The following is a 22,650-nucleotide window of genomic DNA, read 5'->3' on the forward strand; positions in this document are numbered from 1 at the left end:
TGCCCGTCACCCGTGCGGGTGGGGGGGTGCTGCCTACGCTCGAGGCATGCCGCGCCGCGTCCGCACCCTGCTGGGCGCCGCGGTCGTGGCCGTCGTGCTGGCCGTGGGCTTCGTCGCCGTCGACCGCCGCCCAGCGCTCGACGTGCCGGTGGGCGGCCCCGTCGCCGCTCCCGGGACGCTGGTGTGGGCCAGCGGCACCCGGCTGCAGGTCGGGGACACGGCGTACGACCTCGACGAGGCGCCCGACGAGCTCGTCGCCACCCGTGGCGGCCTCTACTACCTGGCCGGGTCCACCCTGCACCACTACGCCGACGGCGCCTTCCGCGAGGTGGGCGAGGTCGGCGCACGGGCGTCGCTGGTGACGTCGGCCGACGGCCGCTGGCTCGGCTTCGTCGACGCCGAGCGCGGCCCGCTGTCGCTGCGCAGCGGGCGGGTCGCCGAGTTCACGGTCGTCGACACCACCACCGGGGAGGTCGTCGCGCGCGACGCCACCGGCAACGGGGCGCGGGGCCAGGACCTCGACGCGCTGTACGCCGAGCGGCCGCCCTACCTGCTCGGCTTCGAGGACGGCGCGGCGCTGGTGCAGCCGGCGCTGGGCCCGCCGCGGGCGCTCGACCTCGCCACCGGGGAGGGGCGCGACCTCACCGACGCGGTCGTGCCCTCGCCGCCGGGTCCCGGTGGCCTGCCCGGCCGCGTGGTCGCCGCCGGCGACCTGACGCGCTTCGAGCGCGACGACGGGGCCGGTGGCCGCAGCGGCATCGGCTCGCCCGACGGGCGCCGCGCCGCGTGGGTGGGGGAGGACGTGGGCGGCCAGGCGCTGGTCTTCGTGCTGGAGTTCAGCGAGGGCCGCGACCTGCCACGCGGGCTGACGCTGCCGCGGGGCCGCTTCTTCCTGCGCGGCTGGCTCGACGACACCGCCCTCGTCGGGTCGGTGAGCCGGCCCGGCGGCGACGGTGGCGTCGAGCAGCTCGTGCGCTGCGACGTGGTCGCGGGTCGCTGCGCGGCGGTGCCCGGCGGGCGGGCCGCCGCGCCGGTGCTCGTCGCGCCGGTGCCGTCGTCGGCGTCGGCGCCGGTGCCCGCGCCCGTGACCACGACCACTGCCAGTCGTTGAACCTGCGTCCAACAGACCTCGGGAGGTCCGCCGTGCCGCACGCCCCGCTCCGCACCCTCGCCCGCACCGCCGTCGCCGGGCTGGCCACCGCCCTGGCGGCGAGCGCCCTGGGCGTCGTCTCCGCCCCGGCGGCGCAGGCGACCGCCGCGCCCGACGACCTGCCGCGCGGAGTGCCGGCGGCCGCCACCCGGCCCGAGCCGGCGCTGCGCGCGCCGCAGGGCTGGCCCTTCGCGCAGCGGCTCTCGCGCACGTCGGGCACCGGCCGGCTGCACGGCGGCGCCGACTACTGGTCGGACTTCCTCTACGACGACCACGGAGCAGCGCTGCCGACCGGGCTGACGCTCGACAACACGGCGATGCTCGCGCCCGAGCAGGGCGTCTACACCTACCCCGCGGGCCCGGCGCGCGGCAACGGCGCCGACGTCTTCGTCGCCGCGACCGGCCTCGACCGCCGCGCGTCCTACTGGCGGGTCGACTGGAACACCCTCGTCGACCCGGCCGTGCCGCTGGCCGTGTGGGGTCTCGACACCGACGCGTCGGCCGCGACCGGGGTGGCGACGTGGCCCGCCGCGGCCGGTCTGACCTCGGCCGGGCTGGACCGCGCGCTCGTCGTCTCGAGCCGCGGCGCGTGGCTGCACGACCTGCGCACCGGTCGCGTCGTCGACGTCGCCGACCGCGGCGGCCGGCTCACCGTCGACCGTGCCGCCCGCTCGTTCGTCGTGCGCGTCCCGCGCCGCCTACTGCCGGTCGGCGGGCAGTGGCGGGTGCGCCTCGCCACCGGCCTCGCCGCACCCGACGGCCGCTCGATGGCCGCCCCGCAGACCACGGGCGGCCTGCCGCTGCCGCCGGGCGCGGCCCGCGCCTACAACGTCGCCTACCGGACGGCGGCGCAGGAGCCGGCCGTCTTCCGCAGCAGCCGCACCGCGGCCCTGGTCGCCGCGCTCGAGCTGCTGGCGGCCGGCACGCCCCTGCTCGACCAGCTCGGTGCCGACGGGCAGGCCCGCTTCGTCACGGGGAACTTCTGGAGCGAGGACCACCAGGCCGACGCGCTCGCGACCGGCGACGTCAGCGAGTTCAGCCGCGTCGTCGACTGGGCGCGGCTCGCGCGCCGGGCGCGCACGCCCGAGCCGCTCCTGCGCGGGCACAGCAACCGCTGGTACGTCAGCCGCCTCCGCCTGGGGCAGGGCGTCGTGGCCGACGAGGGCCAGGGCACCGGCGACGGGCGGCCCAACTACCTCGGCCGGATCCAGCCCTACTCCGTCTACGTGCCGCAGACCTACCGGCCCGGCCGGCCCGCGCCGCTGACGTGGACCCTGCACTCGCTGAGCGTCAACCACAACCAGTACGCCGCCTACGACCCGGTGCTGCAGCAGCAGCTGTGCGAGCAGCGCGGCTCGATCTGCGCCGGCACCCTGGGCCACGGCCCCGACGGGTGGTACTTCGACGAGGCGGAGGTCGACCACTGGTCGGTGTGGGCCGCGCTCGCCCGGGCCTTCGACCTCGACGAGCGTCGCACCGTCATCACCGGCTACTCCATGGGCGGGTGGGCGACCTACCACCTCGGGTTGGCGCACCCGGACCTGTACGCGGCCGCCGTCAGCCTGGCGGGCCCGCCGCAGTGCGGGGTCTCCCTCGACGGCGACGCCCTGGTCTACCCGGCCTTCGAGGGGCGCTGCACCACCGACGGCCGGGCCTACGACCTGGTCGGCAACGCCCGGTGGCTGCCCTTCCGCATCGGGCACGGCACGCTCGACCAGCTCGTGCCCTTCCCCTCGGTCGAGCGGCAGGTGCAGCGCTTCGACGCGCTCGGCCTGCGCCACCGCTTCGTGCGCTACCCCGCCGAGGACCACCTGCTCTTCGCCACCCAGGACCGGTTCGACTCCGTCGTGTCCGGCCTCGGCCGCCCCGTCGTGCCGCACCGTCCCCGCGACGTGGACTTCACGTGGCGCCCGCACCTGAGCCGCAGCGACCTCGGCATCGGCGCGACCACCGCCTACTGGCTCGACGGGCTGCAGGCCCGGTCGACCGGCCCCGGCTCGCTCGCCCGGGTGCGCGCGGTGTCGGCGGCCCTGCCCGGCCGCGCCGTGACCGTGCGCCGCACGGGGCCGGCCCCGGTCGCCTCGCCGCTGCCGGCGGTGCGCTCGGACCTGACCTGGGACCTCGGCCGCGCCCTGCCCCGGCGCCAGGCGCTGACGCTGCGGCTGACCAACGTCGCCCGGGTGGGCGTCGACATGCGCCGCGCAGGGCTGCGCTGCGGCACCGTGCGCGTGGTCACCGACGGCCCGGTCACGCTCGTGCTGCGGCGCCTGCCCGGCGGCACCCGCACCGTGCGGGTCGCCGACGACCGGGTGCTGCGGCTGCGCTGCTGACGGCTCAGGCCGGGGCGTCCTCCGCGGGCGCCCCGCCGACGTTGGCCATCCAGACGATGCCGAAGCGGTCGCGGCACTGGCCGAAGGTGTCGCCCCACATCTGCGGCGCCAGCTCGACGTGCACCTCGCCACCCTCGCCGAGACGCGCGAAGGCCGCGCTGACGCGCTCGAGGTCGTCGCCGTTGAGGCACAGGTTGACCTGGCTGCCCGGCACGACCGGGTCGCCCGGTGCGCCGTCGGAGGCCATGATCCGCATGCCGTCGTCGGTGAGCAGGTGGGCGTGCATGACGCCGTCGGCGGCCTCGCCCTCCATGCCGTACTGACCGAAGGTGACGACGTCGAGCCGGCCGCCGAGCACGTCGGCGTAGAAGGTCATCGCCTCGCGGGCCGTGCCGTCGAAGACGAGGTAGGGGGTGAGGCTGGTGGCCATGGGGGTCCTCCGCTGGATCGTGGGTGGTGGGTGCTGGGTGGGTGGAGCAGGTACGCCGGGCAGACCGGCGGCGCGCCCCGGACTCATCGCAGCCTGGCGGACGGGTCCGACAGGATGGGTCGGTGAGCTCGCTGCGCCTGGTGCTGATGGCCGACACCCACCTGCCGAAGCGGGCGAAGGACCTGCCGGCCGCGCTGTGGGCGGCGGTCGACGAGGCCGACGTGGTGGTGCACGCCGGCGACTGGGTGGACGAGGCCACCCTCGACGCGCTCGAGGCGCGCTGCGCCGCGGCCGGCGCGCGGCTCGTGGCCTGCTGGGGCAACAACGACGGACCCGGCCTGCGCGCCCGGCTGCCCGAGGTCGCGCGCGTCGAGCTCGACGGGCTGCGGCTCGGCGTCGTGCACGAGACCGGCGGCAAGGCGGGGCGCGAGGCGCGGGCGGACGCGGCGTACCCCGACCTCGACGTGCTCGTCTTCGGCCACAGCCACGTCCCGTGGGACACCACGACCCCGCGGGGCCTGCGGCTGCTCAACCCAGGCTCGCCGACCGACCGACGGCAGCAGCCGCACTGCACCTACGCGACGGCCGTGGTCGCCGGCGGCCGGCTGGGCGAGGTGGTGCTCCACCGGCTCCCACCTCGCGTGCCGCGCGGGGGCGGGCGGTAGGTTCGGGGCCGTGGCGGACGACTACTGCGAGCACTGCGACCTGCCCCTCAGCCAGTGCGTGCACGGCCGCCCCGCGCCCGTGGCGCCGCCCGCCCCGCCGAAGGCGAGCCCCGTGCGCACCCGCGCCGCGAGCGCGCCGTCCTCGGGCACGACCGCCCGCGCACCGCGCGCCGCGAAGGCCGCGCCGGTCAAGCGCGCGGTCGTGCGCAAGTGGACCCAGCCGGCCGAGCTGCGCCCCGCGATCCTCGCCGTGCTGCAGGACGCCGAGGCGCCCCTCGGCCACGACGAGGCCTTCGCCCGCCTCGAGGAGCGGGTCGGCGACGCGCTCCGCCCGGGCGACCGCGACCCCAACCCCCAGGGCGAGATGCGCTGGCGCGCAGCGGCCCGCAAGGCGCGCAAGGAGCTGATCGACGAGGGCCTGCTCGCGCAGGCCCCGGGCACCTGGGGGCTCACCGACGCCGGCCGCGCCGCCGACCTCGGCCCGCTCGCCTGAGACCTCGCCGTGGTGGGTACCGGCCTGCCATGGCAGACGACGAGGACCTGAAGAAGGGCGACGAGGTCGAGTGGAAGTCGCACGGCGGCAAGGCCGTCGGCGAGGTGGAGGAGAAGATCACCAGCGACACCGAGGCCGGCGGCCGCACGGTCAAGGCGAGCAAGGACGACCCGCAGTACCTCGTGAAGAGCGAGAAGTCGGGTGGCGAGGCCGTCCACAAGCCGGGAGCGCTGAAGAAGAAGTCCTGAGCGCGGTGCCCGCGGCGGCGGTCTCGGGACGACGTCCGACCCCCCGGACGTCACCGCCGCCGCGGGGACCCCGCCTCGTACCCCCGCCTCTCGCGAGCATGCGGGCGTGTCCCCGCCGGCCCGCCGGGTACGTCGTGGCGTGAGCACACCACCACCTCGCCCGGCCGTGCGGCTGGCATCGGCGGCCGCGTCCGGCGGCGGCGCGCTGCTCGCCGCCGGCGTGCGCGTCGTCGCCGCGGCCCGGCCGGCCGCCAAGCCGCTGCACCCGCGCGGACGGCTGCGCCACGGCACGCTCGTGCGCCGCGGCGCCGAGGCCACCGGGGCGCCCCGCACCGGTGTCGCCTGGCTCGACGAGCCCGGCACCGACGCCGCCTGGGTGCGCACCTCGCGCGCCGTCGGCCTGCCGGCGCCGGCCCCCGACGTGCACGGCCTCGCGCTGCGCCTGCACCTCGACGACGGCCCCGCCGACGTGCTCCTCGCCTCGACCGGCCGGGGCCGGCTGACCCGCTGGCTGCTCACGGCCGGGGTCGACCCGTGGTCGCGGCCGCAGACCAGCCTCCTGCCCTACCGCAGCCCCGTGGGTCCGCTCCTCCTCGGCGCCCGCCGGGTCGACGCACCCGAGGACGGCGCGCCGGAGGAGCCCGTCGTCGAGCTCTCCTGGGCGCGGGGGAGCGGACCGTGGCACCCCTTCGCCGAGCTGTGCGTCTCCGGGCGCGAGGTGACCGACGCCGACGGCGACGCCCACCGCGGCCATCCCAGGCACGCCCCGCCGGACGTCTCCTTCGACCCCGTGCTCCGCGTGCTGCCGGGCCTGGCGCACTACCGCGTCGTCGCCCGGCTGCGGGAGCCGGCCTACCGCACGGCGCGCGCCCAGCGCGACGACTGACCCCGGGCGACCCGTCGCGTGGTCGGCTCAGCGGCAGGGCACGCCGCCGACCCGCGCGAGGCCCTGCAGGTCGCCGGGGCCGTACTCGACGGTGCCGACGCCCTCACCGTGCATCAGCTCGCGCGGGTCCTCGACGTGGGCGAGCCCGACGAGGTGGCCGAACTCGTGGTCGACCACGGCCTGCTGCAGCGCGCGGGCGCGGTCGCCGCCGCGGGTCTGCTCGTCGATCTCCTCGAACGCCTCGGCGTCGAGCAGCACGCTGCCGGTGCGGTAGAAGGACCGCTGGCCGCGCGGACCCACCGCCACCGCGCCGCCGAGCCCGGCGACGTCGCCGGCGAGGTCCTCGAACTCCGCCGCGGTGCCCCACCCGACCAGCACCGGCGGCGGGTCACCCATGAGCCCGTCCTGCCGCTGGAAGAAGTCGCGCTCGTCGGTCTCGCCGACCAGCTCGAAGACCAGGCCGGTCGCCTCCGACGTGCGCTCGACCGCGGTCGCGACCATCTCCTCGGCGTCCTCCGGGGCGCCGTCGAGGTTGACCTCGTAGCGGATCGGGCGGCACGGGTCCCAGCCGACGGGACTGCCGTCGGGCTGCTCCTGGAGGAAGGCGAACTGACCCTTGCCACCGGGGATCGTCGGGGCCGCGGTGATGCGGTCGGGGCCGAGGCCCACGAGACGGCGCACCGAGTCGAAGTCGGCGCCCGGCGCGAGGGCCACCAGCCCGGTGACGACGAGGACCGTCAGCACCAGGCCGGGCACCAGCCCGCTGCCGCCGCCGACCCGTCGCCGCCGGCGGTGCTGCGGCGGGGGCGCGAAGGGCCCCGCGAGCGGGCTGGTGGTGCCGGGCAGGGCGCCGAGGCCGTAGCGGCGGTCGAGGTCGTCGAGCTCGCGCATGCGCTCCTCGAGCTCCCGGGCGCGCCGACGCCGCTCCCGCTCCTCACCCCGTCCCACGCCGCCGAGCCTACGGTGGCGGCACTAGCCTGGTCGGCCTGATGCAGTGCGACTACTTCGACGCGGGCGCCTGCCGCTCGTGCACCTGGATGGGCCGGCCCTACGCCGAGCAGCTGGCCGCGACCCAGGCCCACTGCGCCGAGCTGCTGGCGGCCGTGCCCACCGCGGCGGACCTCGCCTGGCTGCCGCCCGTGCCCAGTCGCGAGGCGGGCTTCCGCTCCAAGGCCAAGATGGTCGTCGCCGGCACCGTCGAGGCGCCCACCCTGGGCATCCTCGGCCCCGACGGGCGGGGCACCGACCTGCGCCACTGCGGTTTGCACACGACCGGGCTCCACGTCGCGCTCCCGGTGCTCGCCGGCTTCGTCACCCGCGCCGCGCTCACGCCGTACGACGTGCCCACGCGCCGCGGCGAGCTCAAGCACCTGCTGGTCACGGAGTCGCCCGACGGCGAGCTGATGGTGAGGCTGGTGCTCCGCTCGCGCGAGCCGGTCGCGCGCGTGCGCAAGCACCTGCCCTGGCTCGCCGAGCAGCTGCCGGGGCTGACGGTGCTGTCGGTCAACCTGCAGCCGGAGCACAAGGCGGTGCTGGAGGGCGAGGTCGAGGAGGTGCTGACGGCGCGCGCCACGCTGCCGATGCGGGTCGGCGACGTGCGGCTGCACCTGCGCCCGCAGAGCTTCTTCCAGACCAACCTCGCGGTGGCCGCGGCCCTCTACGACCGCGCCCGCTCGTGGGCCGCGGGGGAGGGACGGGTGTGGGACCTCTACTGCGGCGTCGGTGGCTTCGCGCTGCACCTGGCCGGCCCCGGGCGCCAGGTGGTCGGGGTCGAGCTCAGCGCCGAGGCCGTCGCCAGCGCGGAGCAGTCCGCGCGCGAGCAGGGCCTGGGCCCGGGGCAGGTGCGCTTCGTCGCCGGCGACGCGACGGCCTGGGCCGTGGGCGCAGCCGCGCGCGGGGAGCAGCCGCCGGACCTCGTCGTCGTGAACCCGCCGCGGCGCGGCGTGGGGGAGGAGCTGGCCGCTTGGCTCGAGGCCTCGGGCGTGCGGCAGGTGCTCTACTCCAGCTGCAACACCGCGTCGCTGGCACGCGACCTCGCCGCGATGCCCTCGCTGCGGCCGGTGCGCGGGCAGGTGCTGGACATGTTCCCCCAGACCGCGCACCACGAGGTGCTGGTCGACCTGCGCCGCTGAGGGTCGCAGCGCGGCTCGGCCGTCCGGGAGGGGTGGGCCGGGGCCGTCCGTTCGACCCCAGCCCGGCGACCGGGCCGCCGAGCGGGAGGCGACACGGCGTACGGGCCTCCGCTCGGCTGCGCTGCGGCAGCGATCCGTCCGGGGCCGCGCCCGGATCGTCACCCGAGCACTCCCCGGACGCCCCGCTGCGCGGCGTCCGGCAGCGGTCGGTACCCCCACGGGGTGCGGGCATGCGCCTCCGCGGGAGAGAATCCCTCCTGACGGTCCGCCGGGGGGTGCGGGCCCGGTGCGAGGAGGTGGCCGCGTGGCGTTCCCCGTCGTCGACGGCCTGCGGTCGCTCGAGCTCGGCCACCCCGGCGAGCAGCGCCGCCGTCTGCTCGGCCTGGTGCTCGAGGGCCGCAAGCGGGCGACGGCCGGCCTCGTGGCGGAGTACGCGCGCGAGGGCGAGCCGGTCGAGCACGTCGGCGAGCGGCTCGCGCTGCTCGACAGCGACGGCCACCACGTCGGCACGGTCCGCGTGGAGCGGGTCGACGTCGTCCGCTTCGACGAGGTGCCCGACGACTTCGCGCTCGCGGAGGGCGAGGGCGACCGCTCCGGCGACGACTTCCGCGCGTCGCACCGCGCCTTCTGGGAGGGCGACGGCGAGGTGGTGGCCGACGACACCGGGGTGGTGCTGGTGCGCTTCGCGCTCGAGCCCGACCTCGTGGGGGAGAGACGCCGGGTGCTCGAGCGGCTGGCGCAGCTGCGCGGGCAGCACGCCGAGTTCGTCGACGCCTCGCGCGACACCAACGCCGACGACGAGCACGACCCGGAGGGCGCGACCATCGCCTTCGAGCGCTCCCAGGTCGAGACGCTGGTGCGGCAGGCCGAGCGGCGACTGGCCGAGGTCGACGAGGCTCTCGCGCGCCTCGAGGACGGCAGCTACGGCACCTGCGCCGTGTGCGGGCGCCCCATCGCGCCCGAGCGGCTCGCGGCCCGCCCGGCGGCGACGCGCTGCGTGGCCTGCGCCTGAGGCGCTGCCCGCCCAGCAGCCCGCTCAGCCCCCGGCCGCGGCGATGCCCTCGCGGCAGGCGCGCTCGAGCGCGCGCTGGCGGCGCCACCGCGCGACGACGCCCGGCACGGGCGGGAGGCCGACCTGCTCGGGCACCACGTCGACGGCGAGGCCGCGCCCGTCCCACCGGCCGTGCCACGCCCACTGGCCCCACCGCTCGAAGTCGGTCGTGGCCTCCTGGCCGAAGACGGTCGCGGGGCCCGCCTGCGGGCCTGGCTCGTCGGCGAGTGCGACCACGGGTGCCGCCGGGTCGGTGGCGTCCACGCGCACCGCGGTCGCGCGCAGCGCGGTGCCGCCGGCGGGGTCGCCCACGACGAGCAGGTGGGCCCCGCCGTCGCGGGTGGCGTCGGCGCCGGGCAGCGGACCCGCCGCGACGACCTCGAGGTCGACGAGGAGCCGCGGCAGCCACCACCAGTGCTCGCGGCGCAGCATCACCGAGTCGGCCAGGACCCGCGTCGGCGGGTGGCGCAGCAGCTCCTGGGTCAGCAGCTGCTCGCAGAAGCGGTCACCGTGGAGGTCCTCCTCGAGGCGGGGGCGGCAGCGCAGCACCAGCGGCTCCCAGCCGGCGCCGGCCCGGGTGGCGTCGGTGAGCGCGAGCAGCACCTCCGGTGCCGCGCCGAGCGAGCGCGCCGCGTCGGCCACGGCGTACGGCAGCGCGAGGACGGGGCCGCCGTCGCCGACGAGCGGCACCACCCCGCGCACCTGCGGCGTGGCCGACATGGCCGGGTCGTGCCACGCCACGGCGGCCACCGGGGCGGCGCGCACCGCGCGCAGGACGTCGCTCACGCGTCGCATCGTGGCACGCCGTGCGGACGCGTCGGGCCGTCGGCCGCTCGTCGTGCCGGACGCGCCGCTCGTCGCGCCGCGCCGGAGGTGACCGTTGCCACACCGGTGGCGACGGAGCACGATGGCCCCCGGCCCCGCCTGCTCGGACGGCACCGCCGTCCACCCCTCCCCCTGACCGGCGGGCCCAGGAGGTGCGTCGTGCCCGCCATCGTCATCGCGGCTGCCGTCGGGGTCTGCTTCTTCCTCGGCTACCGCTACTACTCGCTCTACCTCGCCGACAAGGTCTTCGGGCGCGACCCGGCCTTCGTGACGCCGGCCCACGTCCACGCCGACGGCGTCGACTTCGTGCCGACGAACAAGCACGTGGTCTTCGGCCACCACTTCACCTCGGTCGCGGGTGCCGCGCCGATCGTGGGCCCGGCGATCGCGGCGCTGTGGGGCTGGGGCCCCGCGCTGGCCTGGATCGTGCTCGGCACGATCTTCGCCGCGGGCGTCCACGACACCGGCTCGCTCGCGGTCTCGGTGCGCCACGGGGCGAAGAACATCGGCACCATCGCCAAGGACGTCATCAGCACCCGGGCGCGCACGCTCTTCCTGCTGATCATCTTCTTCCTGCTGACCCTGGTGAACGCCGTCTTCGCGGTCGTCATCGGCAACCTCTTCGTCGCCAACCCGGGCGCGGTCATCCCGATCTTCGTCGAGATCCCGCTGGCCATCGGCATCGGTCAGTACATCTACCGCACCCGCTCGGCGGCGCTCGTGCCCTCGATCCTGGGCGTCATCGGCCTCTACCTGCTCATCTGGGTCGGCCAGCAGGTGCCGATCGAGGTGACCGGCCTCGCGAACGCGCTCGGCGTGGAGCAGGAGCGCAACGTCTGGGTCGTCATCCTCTTCGTCTACGCCTTCATCGCCTCGCGGCTGCCGGTGTGGATGCTGCTGCAGCCCCGCGACTACATCAACTCCCACCAGCTCTTCATCGCCCTCGGCGTCATCGGCCTCGGCATGCTGGTCGGCTGGAACACCGTGGTGGCGCCGGTGGTCAACGACGTGCCGGAGGGCACGCCGTCGATCTTCCCGTTCCTCTTCATCACCATCGCGTGCGGCGCGATCTCGGGCTTCCACTCCCTGGTCTCCTCCGGCACCACCTCGAAGCAGATCGACAAGGAGGACGACGTCCGCTTCGTCGGCTACCTCGGCGCCGTCGGCGAGGGATCGCTGGCCACCGGCGCGCTGCTCGCGGTCACCGCGGGCGTCGCGGCCTCGCAGGCCGACTGGAACGCGCTCTACCCCGACTTCGCCACCGCCTCCGGCGGCGCCGTGGGCAACTTCGTCAACGGCGTCGGCGTCTTCGCCAACAACCTGGGCATCCCGCTCGACCTCGCGGTCATCTTCGCCGCGGTCGTCGTCATCTCCTTCGCCGCCACCACCATGGACACCGGTGTCCGGCTGCAGCGCTACGTCGTGCAGGAGATCGCCGAGATCGCCGGCTGGCACAAGCTGGCGCGCAACCTCACGCTCGCCGGCATCGTCGCGGTCGTCGTGCCGCTGGCGATGGCGCTGCTCCCGGGCGGCGGCGAGGCCGGCTACACCTTCGGCGTGCTGTGGCAGCTCTTCGGCACGACCAACCAGCTCACGGCCGGGCTCGCGCTCGCGGTCATCGCGGTCTGGGTCACCAAGAACGGCCGCAACCCCGTGCCGGTGCTCGTGCCCCTCGTCGGCCTCTTGATCATGACGTCGTGGGCGCTGGTCGAGAACCTCCGCAACTTCGTGGAGGCCGGCGAGTGGGTGCTCGCCCCGCTCGACGCGATCATCTTCGTGCTGGCGGTCTGGTTGGTCGTCGAGGCGTTCTTGGCCCTGCGCGGCTCACGCGGGCGTGGTGCCCGCACCGACGCCGCCCCGGTCGACGACGACAGCCCGGTCGGACGCGCGTGAGCACGCGGTCGGGCGGGGCCGACCCGGAGCCCCGGGTCGTCCTCGTCCGGCCGTGGACCGACGGCCACGGCGGCGGTGGCTGCTGCGGTGGCGAGGTGCGCGACGGGATCGCGCTCGACGGCTCCCGGCTCGCGCCGGCGCCCGACCCGGCGCACGTGCACGCACCCGCGCCGGCCGACGTGGTGGGGGAGGTGTGGCGCGCCGTGCGCGCGGCGCTGCCGGCGGTCGACGTGCAGGTGGTGAGTGCCGGCAACCCCTGGCTGGCCGCCCACGTCCTGCGCGCCGTACGCCGCCACGACGGGCTCGGCGCCGGCCTGCGGGCCGCCCTCGGCTCGTCGGCCGCGGGCGCGGTGCTGGTCGACGGGCGCCGCGTCGCGGACCTCGAGACCGAGCCGGTCGCCACCGTGGTGGAGGCGGTGGTCGACGCGGTGGTCGCCGCCGTCGCGGGGCACACCCGCGCCGGTGGGGGCGGGCAGCCGCGCGCTCGATAGCGTCGGCGCCATGACGCACCCTCAGGCACCCCTGGAGCAGCGCACCCTCGGCCGGACCGGGCGGGAGGTCTCGGTCGTCGGCCTCGGCACCTGGCAGCTCGGCGCCGACTGGGGCGACGTCAGCGAGGCCGACGCCCTCGACGTGCTCGCCGCCTCGGTCGAGGAGGGCGTGACCGTCCTCGACACCGCCGACGTCTACGGCGACGGCCGCAGCGAGCAGCTGATCGGCCGCTTCCTCGCCGAGCACCCCGACCTCGCCGGGCGGATCACCGTCGCCACCAAGATGGGCCGGCGCGTGGAGCAGGTGCCGGAGCACTACACGCTCGAGGCCTTCCGCGAGTGGACCGACCGCTCGCGCCGCAACCTCGGCGTCGACACCCTCGACCTGGTGCAGCTGCACTGCCCGCCGAGCGAGGTCATCGACGCCGACGCGACCTACGACGCCCTCGACACCGTGGTCGCGGAGGGCCGCACCGCGGCGTACGCCGTCTCCGTCGAGACCGTCGCCCAGGCCCGCTCCGCGATCGCGCGGCCGGGCGTGGCCAGCGTGCAGCTGATCATGAACGCCTTCCGCCTCAAGCCGCTCGACGAGGTGCTGCCCGCGGCGGTCGACGCCGGGGTCGGCATCGTGGTGCGGGTGCCGCTGGCCTCGGGGCTGCTGAGCGGGAAGTACGACCGCTCCACCACCTTCGCCGCCGACGACCACCGCAGCTACAACCGCGACGGCAGCGCCTTCGACGTCGGCGAGACCTTCAGCGGCGTCGACTTCGAGACCGGCCTCGCCGCGGCGGAGGAGTTCACCACGCTCGTGCGCGAGCACGGTCCCGAGGGCGCCACCCCGGCCCAGGTCGCGATCGCCTGGTGCGTGCAGCAGGTCGGCGTCACCACGGTCATCCCGGGTGCCCGCAACCCCGAGCAGGCGCGCGCCAACGCCGCCGCCGGCCGCCTCGGCCCGCTCGCCCCCGAGCTCACCGACGGCGTGCGTCGGCTCTACGACGCCCGCATCCGCGAGCAGGTCCACTCCCGCTGGTGACGGGCGACCGCCGGCGCTGAGGCCGGCGGGGACACCGGGAGTCCTCGCGCACCAGGTGAGCGAGGACTCCCGCTGTCCTGTCAGGCGCCGAGGGGGTCGAGGTCCTCGTGCTGGCCGACGACCTCGGCGAGGCGGCCGAGGTGGTGGTCGCCGTCGCCCAGCAGGTGGTCGAGGGCGGTGAGGCGCGCGGTGTAGGAGCCGATGGCGTACTCGGCGGTCATGCCGATGCCGCCGTGCAGCTGGATCGCCTCCTGGCCGATGTGGCGCGCGGCGCGGGAGACCTGCAGGGCGGCGCGGGCGGCCGCGTCGGAGGCCCGCTCGCGGTCACCGGTCATCAGCACCATGAGGGCCCACGCCGCGACCGAGCGCGCGAGCTCGAGCGAGACGTACATGTCCGCGGAGCGGAAGGTGAGTGCCTGGAAGGTGTTGAGCGTGACGCCGAACTGCTTGCGGCTCTTGAGGTAGCCCGAGGTGGCCTCGAGTGCGTAGGCCATCGCGCCGAGCGCCTCGTGGCAGGCCACGATCCGGCCGATGTCCATGACCGTCGCGATGCTGTCGGTCAGGTCGAGGCCGGGCGCGCCGAGCGGGGTGCCCGGCGTGCCGTCGAGGACGACCTTGGCCGCGCGGGAGCCGTCGAAGAGCGGGTAGCCCTCGCGGGACAGCCCGGCGGCGTCGGGCTGCACCAGGAAGGCGCCGGTGCCGCCGTCGGGCAGCGCGGCGGTGACCACGAGCAGGCCGGCGTGGGCACCGAAGGGCACGGGCTCCTTGGTGCCGGTGAGCGTCCAGGTGTCCCCGTCGGCGCTCGCGGTCACCGACTCGGCCGAGGGCGACCAGCGCGAGCCGGGCTCGGCGTGGGCCAGGGCCGGCACCAGCTCGCCGGCGGTCAGCGCGCCCAGCACCTCGGCGCGCTGCTCGGGCGAGCCGGCCGCCGCGACCAGGCCGCCGGCCAGCACGACGGCGGTCAGGAACGGCTCGGGCGCGATGACCCGGCCGAGCTCCTCGGCGACGATCGCGACCTCGGCCGGGCCGGCGCCCGACCCGCCGTCGTCCTCCCCGAAGGGCAGCCCGAGCACGCCCATCTCGGCCAGGCGCGCCCACATCGTCTCGTCGTAGCCCGGGTCGGCCTTGGTGGTCTGGCGGCGCAGCTCGAAGTCGGAGTACTGCTTGCCGACCAGCCCGCGCACGGCCTCGCGCAGCGCCTGCTGCTCCTCGTCGTGGCTGAAGTCCATGTCTCGTCTCCTTCGGTCGGCCGGGTCAGAGGCCCAGGATCGTGCGGGCGATGATCTGGCGCTGGACCTCGTTGGAGCCGCCGTAGATGGAGGCCTTGCGGAGGTTCAGGTAGGTCGGCGTGGAGCGGCGCGCCCAGCCGGGCAGGGCGCTGTCGTCACCCGCGCCGGAGGCCAGCGACGCCGGCCCGGCGAGGTCGACCACCAGCTCGCTGACGGCCTGCTGCAGCTCGGTGCCCTTGAGCTTCAGCACCGAGCTGGCGGGGTGGGGCTTGCCGTCGGCGGAGTGCGCCACCACGCGCAGTGCGGTGAGCTCGAGGGCGAGCAGCTCGTTCTCGAGCTCCACGAAGCGGCTCGCGACGAGCGGGTCCTCGAGCAGCGTGCCGCCGCGGCTGCCGCGCTGCTCCTTCGCGAACCCCTTCGCCTGGGCCAGGATGCGCTTGGTCGCGCCCACGGGCGCGACGCCGACGCGCTCGTTGCCGAGCAGGAACTTCGCGATGTCCCAGCCGATGTTCTCCTCGCCGACGAGGTTCTCGGCCGGCACACGCACGTCCTCGAACCACACCTCGTTGACCTCGTGGCCGCCGTCGATCAGCTCGATCGGGCGCACGGTCAGGCCGGGGGAGGTCATGTCGATGAGCAGCATCGAGATGCCGCGCTGCTTCTTCACCTCGGGATCGGTGCGGACCAGCGTGAAGATCCAGTCGCCGTACTGCCCCAGGGTCGTCCACGTCTTCTGGCCGTTGACGACGTAGTCGTCGCCGTCGCGCACCGCGGTCGTGCGCAGCGAGGCGAGGTCGGAGCCGGCGTCGGGCTCGGAGAAGCCCTGGCTCCACCAGATGTCGAGGTTGGCGGTCTGCGGCAGGAAGCGCTGCTTGAGCTCCTCGGAGCCGAAGTGCGCGATGACGGGGCCGATCATCGAGGCGTTGAAGGCCAGCGGGATCGGCACGCAGGCGCGCTGCAGCTCCTCGTGCCAGATGTGGCGGCGGAGGGCCGACCAGTCCTGGCCGCCCCACTCGACGGGCCAGTTGGGCACGGCGAGGCCGGCGGCGTTGAGCACCCGCTGGGACTCGACGATCTGCTCCTTCGAGAGCTCGCGGCCCTCGCGGACGGTGTCGCGGATCTCCTGCGGCACCTCGGTGGTGAAGAAGTCGCGCATCTCCTCGCGGAACGCGGCGTCCTCGGCGGACAGCTCCAGCTTCATCGGCCCATGCCTCCTGTGCCTCCTCGTGGCTCCCGGCGACCGCGCGAGGCTGCTCGCGGGTCAGGTGCCCTCATCATGGCCGGTCGCGGCAACCGGCGGCGAGGGGGCCGCGGGTCGGTCGCGCGTTGGGTCGGCTCGTCACGATGGTGGGGTGGAGATGCAGCCCCGCCTCGTCGACGTGCACCGACCCCGCGACCCCGCCCGCGCCGAGGGCGTCGTGCTCGTGCTGCACGGAGGGGCCTCGCGCCAGGGCCGCCCGACGGTCAGCCCCACCCAGCTGTCGGTCGTGCGCATGGTGCCCGTCGCCCGCCGCGTCGCGCGCGCCGGCCGCGGCCGCCTGGCGGTGCACCGCCTCCTCAACACCTACCGCGGGTGGGACTCCGAGCACACCCCCGTCGACGACGCGCGCGCCGCGCTGCGCACCCTCACCGAGCAGTACGCCGGGCGGCCGGTCGCCCTCGTCGGCCACTCGCTCGGCGGCCGGGCGGCCCTCCTCGCCGGGCAGGCCGACGGCGTGGCGTCGGTGGTCGCGCTGAACCCGTGGCTCTACCCCCACGACGACGCCGACCTCACGGGTCGGCGGGTGCTCTTCGTGCACGGCACCGACGACCGGATCGCGCCGGCCGCGCACGCCGAGTCGGTCGCCCGGCGGCTCGGGCGCCGCGCCGACGTCGGCTTCGTGCACGTGCCGGGCGGCAAGCACGCGATGCTGCGCCAGGGCTCCGTCTTCGAGCGGGCAGCGGCCGACTTCGTGTGCGCCACGCTGCTCGGCGACACCGTCGCCGACGGCCCCGTCGCGCGGGTCCTGGCCGGCGAGGCGGTCACCTCCGCCTGACCCGCCGCGTCGGGCGCGGCCGGGCGCGGCTGGGCGCGGCTGGGCGCGGCCGGGGGTGGCGGCGCCTCAGCCGCCCTCCGGCTGGCACACCGGGCACCAGAAGACGTTGCGCGCGGCCTGCACGGCCGCCTGCACCGGCGTGCCGCAGCGCCGGCACGGCAGGCCCGTGCGGCGGTAGACGTAGTGCGCGTCGACGCGGCGTGCGGGACCGCCGGCGCGCTCGCGGTCCTCCGGCTCGGTGGTCACGATCCGCCCGGAGCGCACCCCCGCGCGCATCAGCAGGACCAGGTCGTCCCACAGCGCCCGCCACACCGCCTCGGGCACCTGCCGACCGGGGAGCAGCGGGTGCAGCCCGTGACGGAAGAGCAGCTCGGCGCGGTAGACGTTGCCGATCCCGGCCACGACGGCCTGGTCCATCAGCAGCGTGCCGACCGGGGCGCGGCTGCCGAGGATGCGCGCCGTCGCCCGGTCGGGCTGCACGCCGGCGCGCAGCGGGTCGGGCCCGAGCCGGGACACCAGGGCGTCGCGCTCGGGGGCCTCGAGCAGCTCGCACGCGATGGGGCCGCGCAGGTCGAGCCAGTGCTCGTCGGACTCCAGGCGCAGCCGCAGCGCACCTCGCGCCTCGGGGGCCGGGCCGGCGCCGTCGGCGAACTTCCCGTAGAGCCCGAGGTGGACGTGCAGGAGGCGGGTCGGGCGAGCCCGCGGCGGCGCGCCGGGCTCGACGTACTCGTGGAAGAGGTGCTTGCCCCACGCGTCGGTGCGGCGCAGCTCGAGGCCGTCGAGCAGCGCGGCGCCCTCGGCGAAGCGGCCCTGCGGGCTGCTGGCGCGCACGACGGCGCCCTGCAGCAGCCGTCGGTGCCGACGGGCCAGGCGGTGGATGGTGTGACCCTCGGGCACGCGCTGAGCCTAGGCAGGCGGGGCCAGCACGCCGGCCGCCCGCGCGGCCTCGGCGTAGGCCTCGGCGAGCGTCGCGGTCGTCTCGTGCGCGTTCAGCCCCGAGGGGTTCGGCACGACCCACACCTCCGTGGCGCCCCAGCGCTCCGGCTGCCTGCCCGGGGTCGCGCGGGGGAGGGAGAAGGCCGTGCGGTACGCCGTGACGCCGGCGACCGCCACCACCACCGGCCGCTCCCGCTCGACCAGTGCGCGCAGGACAGCGCCGCCCTCGCGCAGCTCGGCGGGCGTGAGCTCGGCGGCCCGGGCGGTGGCGCGGCGGGCCAGGTTGGTGATGCCGATGCCCCGGGCCCGCACGTGCGCCCGGTCGTCGTCGGTCATGCCGTCGGAGGGCGAGATCCGCCGCTCGACCACGCCACCGAGGTGCATCGCCGGCCAGAAGCGGTTGGCGGGGTGGGCGAAGTGGGTCTGCGTGGCCGCGGTCCACAGACCGGGGTTGATGCCGACCACCAGCAGCCGCAGCGGCGGGTCCCCGGGTCCGGGCAGCAGGTCGGGCACCTCCGCGTCGTAGAACGACGAGAGCTCGGCGCGGGTGAAGCGGGCCACGAGCCGCAGCGTGGCACACGGTCGGTGGCGGGGCCCTCGGCGGAACCGGGCCCGACCGGCTACCGTCCCAGGACTGTGAGCAGACGACGCGGTCTCGGGGCCGCCACGTTGACCGGGGTGCTCGTGCTGGGCGGGGGGCTCCTCGCGGGGTGCGGTGCCGACGAGGGTGGGGCGGGCGGTGGGTCGGACCCGCGGTCCGACGGTGCGACCGGGACCGCCACCGAGCCCGCGGCGGAGCCCACCGCCGACGCGGCGCCGAGCGCCTCCTCGGGCGCGACCCCGCGTGAGGTGGGCGGGCAGGTGCACGTGCTGGGGCTGCACCGCGGCAGTGCGGCCGGCGGCACGACCGGCCCGCCGGTCCGGCTGACCGGGCCTGACGACGTGGCGGTGCTGGGGCTCGACGGTCGCCGCGCCGCCCCCCTGGAGCGGGAGCTGCGCGCCGCCTGGCGCGACTGGCAGGCGACCGAGCCGGCGCCGAGCTGGGCCCTGGCGGCCGCGGTGGTCTCGGTCGGCTGCGAGCGGCCGGTCGACGTCGACGTGGAGCTCGAGCCGCTCACGGTCACGGCCGTGCCGCGCGCGGCCGACAAGGGTGTGCAGTGCCTGGTGCCGGTCACGACCGTCGCGCTCGTCGAGGTGCCGACAGACACCTTCACCTGAGCCGGGGGTGCAGGTCGGGCAGGGCGGCTGCGACCATGGGGCTGCCGTCGGAGGAGGACCCGTGAGCGACCAGCACCACCAGCGCACCGACCAGCGCCCCGACCAGCCGCGTCGGGCGCGGCACCTGATCGACCCGACCGCGCCGCGGGTGCCGTCGTCGTCACAGGGGATGAGCCTCACGACGGTGCAGCGCTGGGTGATGTCGAGCCTGGCCGTCACCACGGTGCTGCACCTGGTCGTCGGCATCCTCGTCGCCGCGGCGTTCCTCGACACCACGCGCCCCGGGGCGCAGGAGGGCCTGCTCGTCATCGCCGGCGCGATGGGGGTGCTGGGCGTGGCGGTGGCGTTCCTGATCCACGGCCGCTCGGCCCTGACGCCGTGGCTCGCGCTCGGCGTGCTGCCCGCGGTCGTCGGCGCGTTCTTCGTGCTCTGAGAGCCGCGACGGGTCAGGGCGTCGGCGTCGTCGGCGGCGTCGTCGTCGGTGGGGCCGCGGTCGGGTCGTAGGTGATCCCGAGGCCGTTCGGCACGGCGCGCTGCCGACCGTCGGAGGGGGCGTTCACGACACCCGTCGAGCCGTTGCGTCGCCGCGCGACCATCGTGGACGAGCCGCCGCCGTCGAGGTTGAGCGCCTGCTCGGCGCCGAGCGCGGCCATCTCCGCCGCGAGCTCGCGCATGGTGAGGCCGCGGCTGTCGGCCTGCCGGCCGTCGACGACGAGGAAGAGCAACCGCCCGCCGTCGTCGTCGACGCCGACGGCGGTGCGGGGGTGCAGCTGCACGTCGTCGCGGGTGAGGTCGACCCCGTCGCGCAGCAGGACGACGCTCCCGCTGATCGCCACCGGCGCGGTCTGGGGCAGGCGCCAGTCGACGCGGACCCGGCTGCCCGGTCGCAGCCGCGCGAGCGCCTTCGCCCCTGCGCCGCGCCCGACGAGCACGAGCCCCCGGATGCGCTGCCCGGAGCTGAGGCGCGGCCGGTTCGAGCGCACCCGCCCGCCGACGACGACCACCTCGCGCACCCGCGTGCGCTGCCCGTCGGTGACCCGTGCGCCGGAGGTGCGGCCCCACGACGGCCGGTAGATCCCGACCGCGCCGGGCCGCACGGTCGGCGAGTTCAAGTGCCCGATGCGCAGCCCGGGGTGCTGCCGCACGCTCGCGACGAGCGGCAGCTCGCCCACGTGCGGTGCGCCGGTCTCGTCGAGCCAGAACGACCGCGTCCACCCGCTCGCCGGGGCCGAGCGCAGGCCCTCGCCGCGGTCGCGCGAGACGCCGAGCGGGGCGCCGGTGTCGTCGATGTCGAAGAAGTCACCGTTGACGCCGGCGACCGCGCCGTCGCGGGCGAGCAGCGTCGTGAGCGGGGCGCGCCCGCGCACGAGCGGCTGCGCGACGTGCTCGAGCGCCAGCCCTGGCTGCGCGAGGTCGTAGGTCAGCAGCTGCGCGCGCACCGGCCCCCGCGGGTCGGTCCACGTCCAGCGCCGGAAGGTCAGCCCCGGCACGACCTCCCACGAGGTGTCGCTCGTGACCACCCGCTCCCGGCGCGCCTGCGCCGCGGTGGTGCCGCGCCGCAGCGGCCGGGCCGCGAGGCCCACGACCCCGTCGGAGGAGTGCACGCTCGGCCCGTCCGCCGAGCCGGTGCGGGGAGCCGGTGCGGGGCGCTCGGTGCCACCCGGCTCGGCCTGCGAAGCCGGCACGGGGGCGAGCAGCGCCGCACCCAGCACGACCGGCAGCACGCCGGCGGCGAGGAGGCGGGCCCCGCCCCACGGCGTACGACGGGGCGTCGGGCGGGCGGGCGCGGGGCGGTCCGGGACGGGCACGCGCCCCACCCTAGGGACGGATGGGGCGCGTGGGACGCGCTCGAGGAATCCGGTCAGCGGCGGGGCACGACCGGCAGGTGCACCCGCGCCTGGTCCACCACGACCGCGCCCGGCGTGCGGCTCGACATGCCGACGAAGGTCTCGCTGACCGGCGAGGCGACGAGGAAGAGCGACTGCCCGGCCGGCACGTCGACGGCGACCGACGGCAGCGCGATGCGGCGCTGGGCCCCGGTGAGCGGCGACGTGGAGACGAAGGGCAGGACGTTGTTCTGCACGAGCTTCGCGTCGAGCGGGCTGGTGCCGACCGCGAGGCCGAAGAACGCCCGGTTGTCGACGCCGAGGGCCGTGACCGCGCCGGTGAGGTGCGGCGAGCCGGCGATGCGGATCGGTCCCGCCGCGACCTCGACCGGCAGCGGCACGCCGGCGGCGGTGGTCGAGGCGACGGTGCCGACCTCGACCACCTGGTTCGGCGCAGGAGAGCGGACCGTGGTGCAGGTCGAGGTCGGGGTGGCGAAGTGCATCCGGCCGTAGCCGCCGAGGGCGACCCGCCGGCCCCGCAGGCGGGCGTCGAAGAACCTCACGGCGAGGTCGGCGAAGTCGCCGCCCCCGAGACGCCGGCTGCACGGGTCGGAGGAGACCGAGACACCCTGCGGCAGCACGGCAGGCAGCACGTGACCGCCGTTGTAGGCGACGAAGATGCTCTGGCGGCGGGCCCGCGGGGTGATCGCGCGCTGCCAGTTCTGCACCGCCTGCTCGAGCGGGAAGAGCGTGTCGGTCGTGCCCTGCCCGATCAGCACCGGGATGTCGAGCCGACGCCCGCGCGCGACGTGCCACTTGGGGCCGTTGGCCTCGAAGAAGGAGTCGAGGTCCTCGGTGCCCGGGACGCTGCCGTCGGGCCAGGTGCCGGTGACGGCGCCCTCGACCAGCGCCTTGTAGACGCGCTCCGGCAGCGCCTGGCTCGGCAGCGCGGCGGCGCTCAGCGCCAGCGCCCACTCGGTGCGCACGACCCGCTGCGGCGCGAGGCTCTCGGTCAGGTCGTGCCAGGTGATCTCCGGGGCGAGGGCGTCGAAGACCGGCTTGCCCCGCGTGCGCAGCAGCTCGAAGGCGCCGAGGAACTGGTAGCCGCCGCCGTAGCTGCCGCCGATCGCGCCCAGCCGCGGGTCGCCGGGGCCGTCCTTGCGGACCCAGCGCTGCTGCGCGATGAGCGCGACGAGCCGGCGCACGTCGTGGCCCTCGAAGGCGGGGTTCTCGACGTGGGCCTTGCCGCCGCTGGCGCCGAAGCCGCGCTGGTCGAAGGAGAGCACGCCGTAGCCCGCGCGCAGCCAGCGCGCGAAGGCCGCCGGGTCGGTGGTGCGCGAGCCGCCCCAGCCGTGGCTGTGCATGACCATCGGGACCTTGCGGCGCGGCGAGGCGGTGGCCGGCTTGAACATCGTCCAGCAGATGTCGACCGGCTCGGTGCTGCCCGGCTCCGGCACGCTCTGCAGGCAGCCGTTCGTGACGCGGGTGGTCGCGCGCGCCGCGAGGCCCGCGGCGCCGACCGTGGCCGGAGCGGCGGTGGCCGCGCCGCCCGTCGCCGGGGCCGCGGCGGGGGTGCCCGCGGTCGAGCCGGTGGTGGGCGCGACGGCGAGGCCGGCGGCGGCGACCGCGGCGGCGGCGAGCAGGGCGAGGCGGGGGCGGGGCGAGCGGTGGGTCACGAGGGGCCGTCCTGGGGTCGGGTGCTTGGTGGGCTCAACTGCCGAGACGTGGTGGAGGTCACGCCTGGCGCCGTGCCCATCGGCCGGTGGGGGCGTGGTCTG

Annotated in this window: 23 protein-coding genes; 14 read left to right on the forward strand and 9 right to left on the reverse strand. The window is 76.5% G+C overall.

All coding sequences use genetic code 11. The features are described 5' to 3' along the window. The first annotated feature begins 46 nt into the window (after positions 1-46). Complete coding sequence (locus tag BJ989_RS06595) at positions 47-1,111, forward strand: hypothetical protein (protein WP_179517514.1); 1,065 nt, start codon at positions 47-49, stop codon at positions 1,109-1,111. 32 nt (positions 1,112-1,143) lie between these two features. Beyond that, positions 1,144-3,480, forward strand: a complete 2,337-nt coding sequence (locus BJ989_RS06600) for a prolyl oligopeptidase family serine peptidase (RefSeq protein WP_179517515.1) — start codon at positions 1,144-1,146, stop codon at positions 3,478-3,480. Positions 3,481-3,484: 4 nt separating this feature from the next. On the opposite strand, the gene BJ989_RS06605 is transcribed toward BJ989_RS06600, so the two are convergent. Beyond that, a complete protein-coding gene (locus tag BJ989_RS06605) occupies positions 3,485-3,910 on the reverse strand; it encodes a VOC family protein (protein ID WP_179517516.1) in 426 nt (141 codons plus the stop codon). A gap of 122 nt (positions 3,911-4,032) precedes the next feature. Here BJ989_RS06605 and BJ989_RS06610 point away from each other — a divergent pair, with 122 nt between their 5' ends. The 4 genes from BJ989_RS06610 (at position 4,033) to BJ989_RS06625 (ending at position 6,202) form a co-directional block, all read left to right on the forward strand. Next, entirely contained in the window at positions 4,033-4,575 is a 543-nt protein-coding gene (locus BJ989_RS06610; RefSeq protein ID WP_343049145.1) for a metallophosphoesterase family protein, read from the forward strand. A gap of 10 nt (positions 4,576-4,585) precedes the next feature. Next, the gene (locus BJ989_RS06615; protein WP_179517517.1) at positions 4,586-5,068 is read left to right on the forward strand and encodes a hypothetical protein; all 483 of its coding nucleotides are present in this window, start codon (positions 4,586-4,588) and stop codon (positions 5,066-5,068) included. Between the two features lie 29 nt (positions 5,069-5,097). Further along, positions 5,098-5,316 carry a hypervirulence associated TUDOR domain-containing protein gene (locus tag BJ989_RS06620; RefSeq protein WP_179517518.1) on the forward strand — a complete coding sequence of 73 codons (219 nt, stop codon included), beginning with the start codon at positions 5,098-5,100 and terminating at the stop codon, positions 5,314-5,316. 139 nt (positions 5,317-5,455) lie between these two features. Further along, a complete protein-coding gene (locus BJ989_RS06625) occupies positions 5,456-6,202 on the forward strand; it encodes a hypothetical protein (protein WP_179517519.1) in 747 nt (248 codons plus the stop codon). A 27-nt stretch (positions 6,203-6,229) separates the two neighbouring features. On the opposite strand, the gene BJ989_RS06630 is transcribed toward BJ989_RS06625, so the two are convergent. Further along, positions 6,230-7,150, reverse strand: coding sequence for a zinc metalloprotease (locus tag BJ989_RS06630; RefSeq protein WP_179517520.1), 921 nt, complete (start codon positions 7,148-7,150; stop codon positions 6,230-6,232). A gap of 41 nt (positions 7,151-7,191) precedes the next feature. Between BJ989_RS06630 and rlmC the strand changes: the two genes are divergently transcribed. Next, on the forward strand, positions 7,192-8,334 hold the full coding sequence (gene rlmC, locus BJ989_RS06635; protein ID WP_179517521.1) for a 23S rRNA (uracil(747)-C(5))-methyltransferase RlmC: 1,143 nt from the start codon (positions 7,192-7,194) through the stop codon (positions 8,332-8,334). Positions 8,335-8,638: 304 nt separating this feature from the next. Further along, positions 8,639-9,346 (forward strand): ASCH domain-containing protein, encoded by a 708-nt coding sequence (locus BJ989_RS17140; protein WP_218848753.1) that lies wholly within the window; start codon positions 8,639-8,641, stop codon positions 9,344-9,346. 24 nt (positions 9,347-9,370) lie between these two features. Here the strand turns inward: BJ989_RS17140 and BJ989_RS06650 are convergent, their stop codons facing one another. Continuing rightward, entirely contained in the window at positions 9,371-10,171 is an 801-nt protein-coding gene (locus tag BJ989_RS06650) for a pyridoxamine 5'-phosphate oxidase family protein (protein ID WP_179517522.1), read from the reverse strand. A 198-nt stretch (positions 10,172-10,369) separates the two neighbouring features. On the opposite strand from BJ989_RS06650, the gene BJ989_RS06655 reads away from it, so the two are divergent. Genes BJ989_RS06655 through BJ989_RS06665 form a run of 3 tightly spaced genes read left to right on the forward strand, consistent with a single transcriptional unit; the run spans position 10,370 to position 13,627 of the window. Next, positions 10,370-12,103, forward strand: coding sequence for a carbon starvation CstA family protein (locus BJ989_RS06655; protein WP_179517523.1), 1,734 nt, complete (start codon positions 10,370-10,372; stop codon positions 12,101-12,103). Beyond that, a complete protein-coding gene (locus tag BJ989_RS06660; RefSeq protein ID WP_179517524.1) occupies positions 12,100-12,594 on the forward strand; it encodes a hypothetical protein in 495 nt (164 codons plus the stop codon). Before BJ989_RS06655 ends, BJ989_RS06660 begins: the two co-directional genes overlap by 4 nt. A 10-nt stretch (positions 12,595-12,604) precedes the next feature. After that, positions 12,605-13,627: an aldo/keto reductase gene (locus tag BJ989_RS06665; protein WP_179517525.1), complete on the forward strand. Its 1,023-nt coding sequence runs from the start codon at positions 12,605-12,607 to the stop codon at positions 13,625-13,627. A gap of 80 nt (positions 13,628-13,707) precedes the next feature. Here the strand turns inward: BJ989_RS06665 and BJ989_RS06670 are convergent, their stop codons facing one another. Further along, positions 13,708-14,856: an acyl-CoA dehydrogenase family protein gene (locus BJ989_RS06670; protein ID WP_179517526.1), complete on the reverse strand. Its 1,149-nt coding sequence runs from the start codon at positions 14,854-14,856 to the stop codon at positions 13,708-13,710. A 25-nt stretch (positions 14,857-14,881) separates the two neighbouring features. Beyond that, positions 14,882-16,057: an acyl-CoA dehydrogenase family protein gene (locus tag BJ989_RS06675; RefSeq protein WP_179517527.1), complete on the reverse strand. Its 1,176-nt coding sequence runs from the start codon at positions 16,055-16,057 to the stop codon at positions 14,882-14,884. Positions 16,058-16,214: 157 nt separating this feature from the next. On the opposite strand from BJ989_RS06675, the gene BJ989_RS06680 reads away from it, so the two are divergent. Further along, positions 16,215-16,892 carry an alpha/beta hydrolase gene (locus BJ989_RS06680; RefSeq protein ID WP_179519439.1) on the forward strand — a complete coding sequence of 226 codons (678 nt, stop codon included), beginning with the start codon at positions 16,215-16,217 and terminating at the stop codon, positions 16,890-16,892. 66 nt (positions 16,893-16,958) lie between these two features. Here the strand turns inward: BJ989_RS06680 and BJ989_RS06685 are convergent, their stop codons facing one another. Beyond that, a complete protein-coding gene (locus BJ989_RS06685) occupies positions 16,959-17,789 on the reverse strand; it encodes an Fpg/Nei family DNA glycosylase (RefSeq protein ID WP_179517528.1) in 831 nt (276 codons plus the stop codon). A 9-nt stretch (positions 17,790-17,798) separates the two neighbouring features. Continuing rightward, positions 17,799-18,389 carry a uracil-DNA glycosylase family protein gene (locus tag BJ989_RS06690; RefSeq protein ID WP_179517529.1) on the reverse strand — a complete coding sequence of 197 codons (591 nt, stop codon included), beginning with the start codon at positions 18,387-18,389 and terminating at the stop codon, positions 17,799-17,801. 75 nt (positions 18,390-18,464) lie between these two features. Between BJ989_RS06690 and BJ989_RS06695 the strand changes: the two genes are divergently transcribed. After that, complete coding sequence (locus tag BJ989_RS06695) at positions 18,465-19,046, forward strand: hypothetical protein (RefSeq protein WP_179517530.1); 582 nt, start codon at positions 18,465-18,467, stop codon at positions 19,044-19,046. A 61-nt stretch (positions 19,047-19,107) separates the two neighbouring features. Further along, complete coding sequence (locus tag BJ989_RS06700; RefSeq protein WP_179517531.1) at positions 19,108-19,479, forward strand: hypothetical protein; 372 nt, start codon at positions 19,108-19,110, stop codon at positions 19,477-19,479. Positions 19,480-19,492: 13 nt separating this feature from the next. Here BJ989_RS06700 and BJ989_RS18715 read toward each other — a convergent pair whose 3' ends face one another. Beyond that, positions 19,493-20,854, reverse strand: a complete 1,362-nt coding sequence (locus BJ989_RS18715) for a phosphodiester glycosidase family protein (protein ID WP_179517532.1) — start codon at positions 20,852-20,854, stop codon at positions 19,493-19,495. Between the two features lie 53 nt (positions 20,855-20,907). Further along, positions 20,908-22,548 carry a CocE/NonD family hydrolase gene (locus BJ989_RS06710; RefSeq protein ID WP_179517533.1) on the reverse strand — a complete coding sequence of 547 codons (1,641 nt, stop codon included), beginning with the start codon at positions 22,546-22,548 and terminating at the stop codon, positions 20,908-20,910. Between the last annotated feature and the right edge of the window lie 102 nt (positions 22,549-22,650).

Source organism: Nocardioides perillae (assembly GCF_013409425.1).
GTDB classification, from domain to species: domain Bacteria; phylum Actinomycetota; class Actinomycetes; order Propionibacteriales; family Nocardioidaceae; genus Nocardioides; species Nocardioides perillae.

What these genes read in the sequence shown, in the direction of transcription:
- BJ989_RS06670 (WP_179517526.1), bottom strand. Translation starts at nt 14,856, where the DNA reads ATGGACTTCAGCCACGACGAGGAGCAGCAGGCGCTGCGCGAGGCCGTG.
- rlmC (WP_179517521.1), top strand. Translation starts at nt 7,192, where the DNA reads ATGCAGTGCGACTACTTCGACGCGGGCGCCTGCCGCTCGTGCACCTGG.
- BJ989_RS06680 (WP_179519439.1), top strand. Translation starts at nt 16,215, where the DNA reads ATGCAGCCCCGCCTCGTCGACGTGCACCGACCCCGCGACCCCGCCCGC.
- BJ989_RS06605 (WP_179517516.1), bottom strand. Translation starts at nt 3,910, where the DNA reads ATGGCCACCAGCCTCACCCCCTACCTCGTCTTCGACGGCACGGCCCGC.
- BJ989_RS06620 (WP_179517518.1), top strand. Translation starts at nt 5,098, where the DNA reads ATGGCAGACGACGAGGACCTGAAGAAGGGCGACGAGGTCGAGTGGAAG.
- BJ989_RS06665 (WP_179517525.1), top strand. Translation starts at nt 12,605, where the DNA reads ATGACGCACCCTCAGGCACCCCTGGAGCAGCGCACCCTCGGCCGGACC.
- BJ989_RS06595 (WP_179517514.1), top strand. Translation starts at nt 47, where the DNA reads ATGCCGCGCCGCGTCCGCACCCTGCTGGGCGCCGCGGTCGTGGCCGTC.
- BJ989_RS06675 (WP_179517527.1), bottom strand. Translation starts at nt 16,057, where the DNA reads ATGAAGCTGGAGCTGTCCGCCGAGGACGCCGCGTTCCGCGAGGAGATG.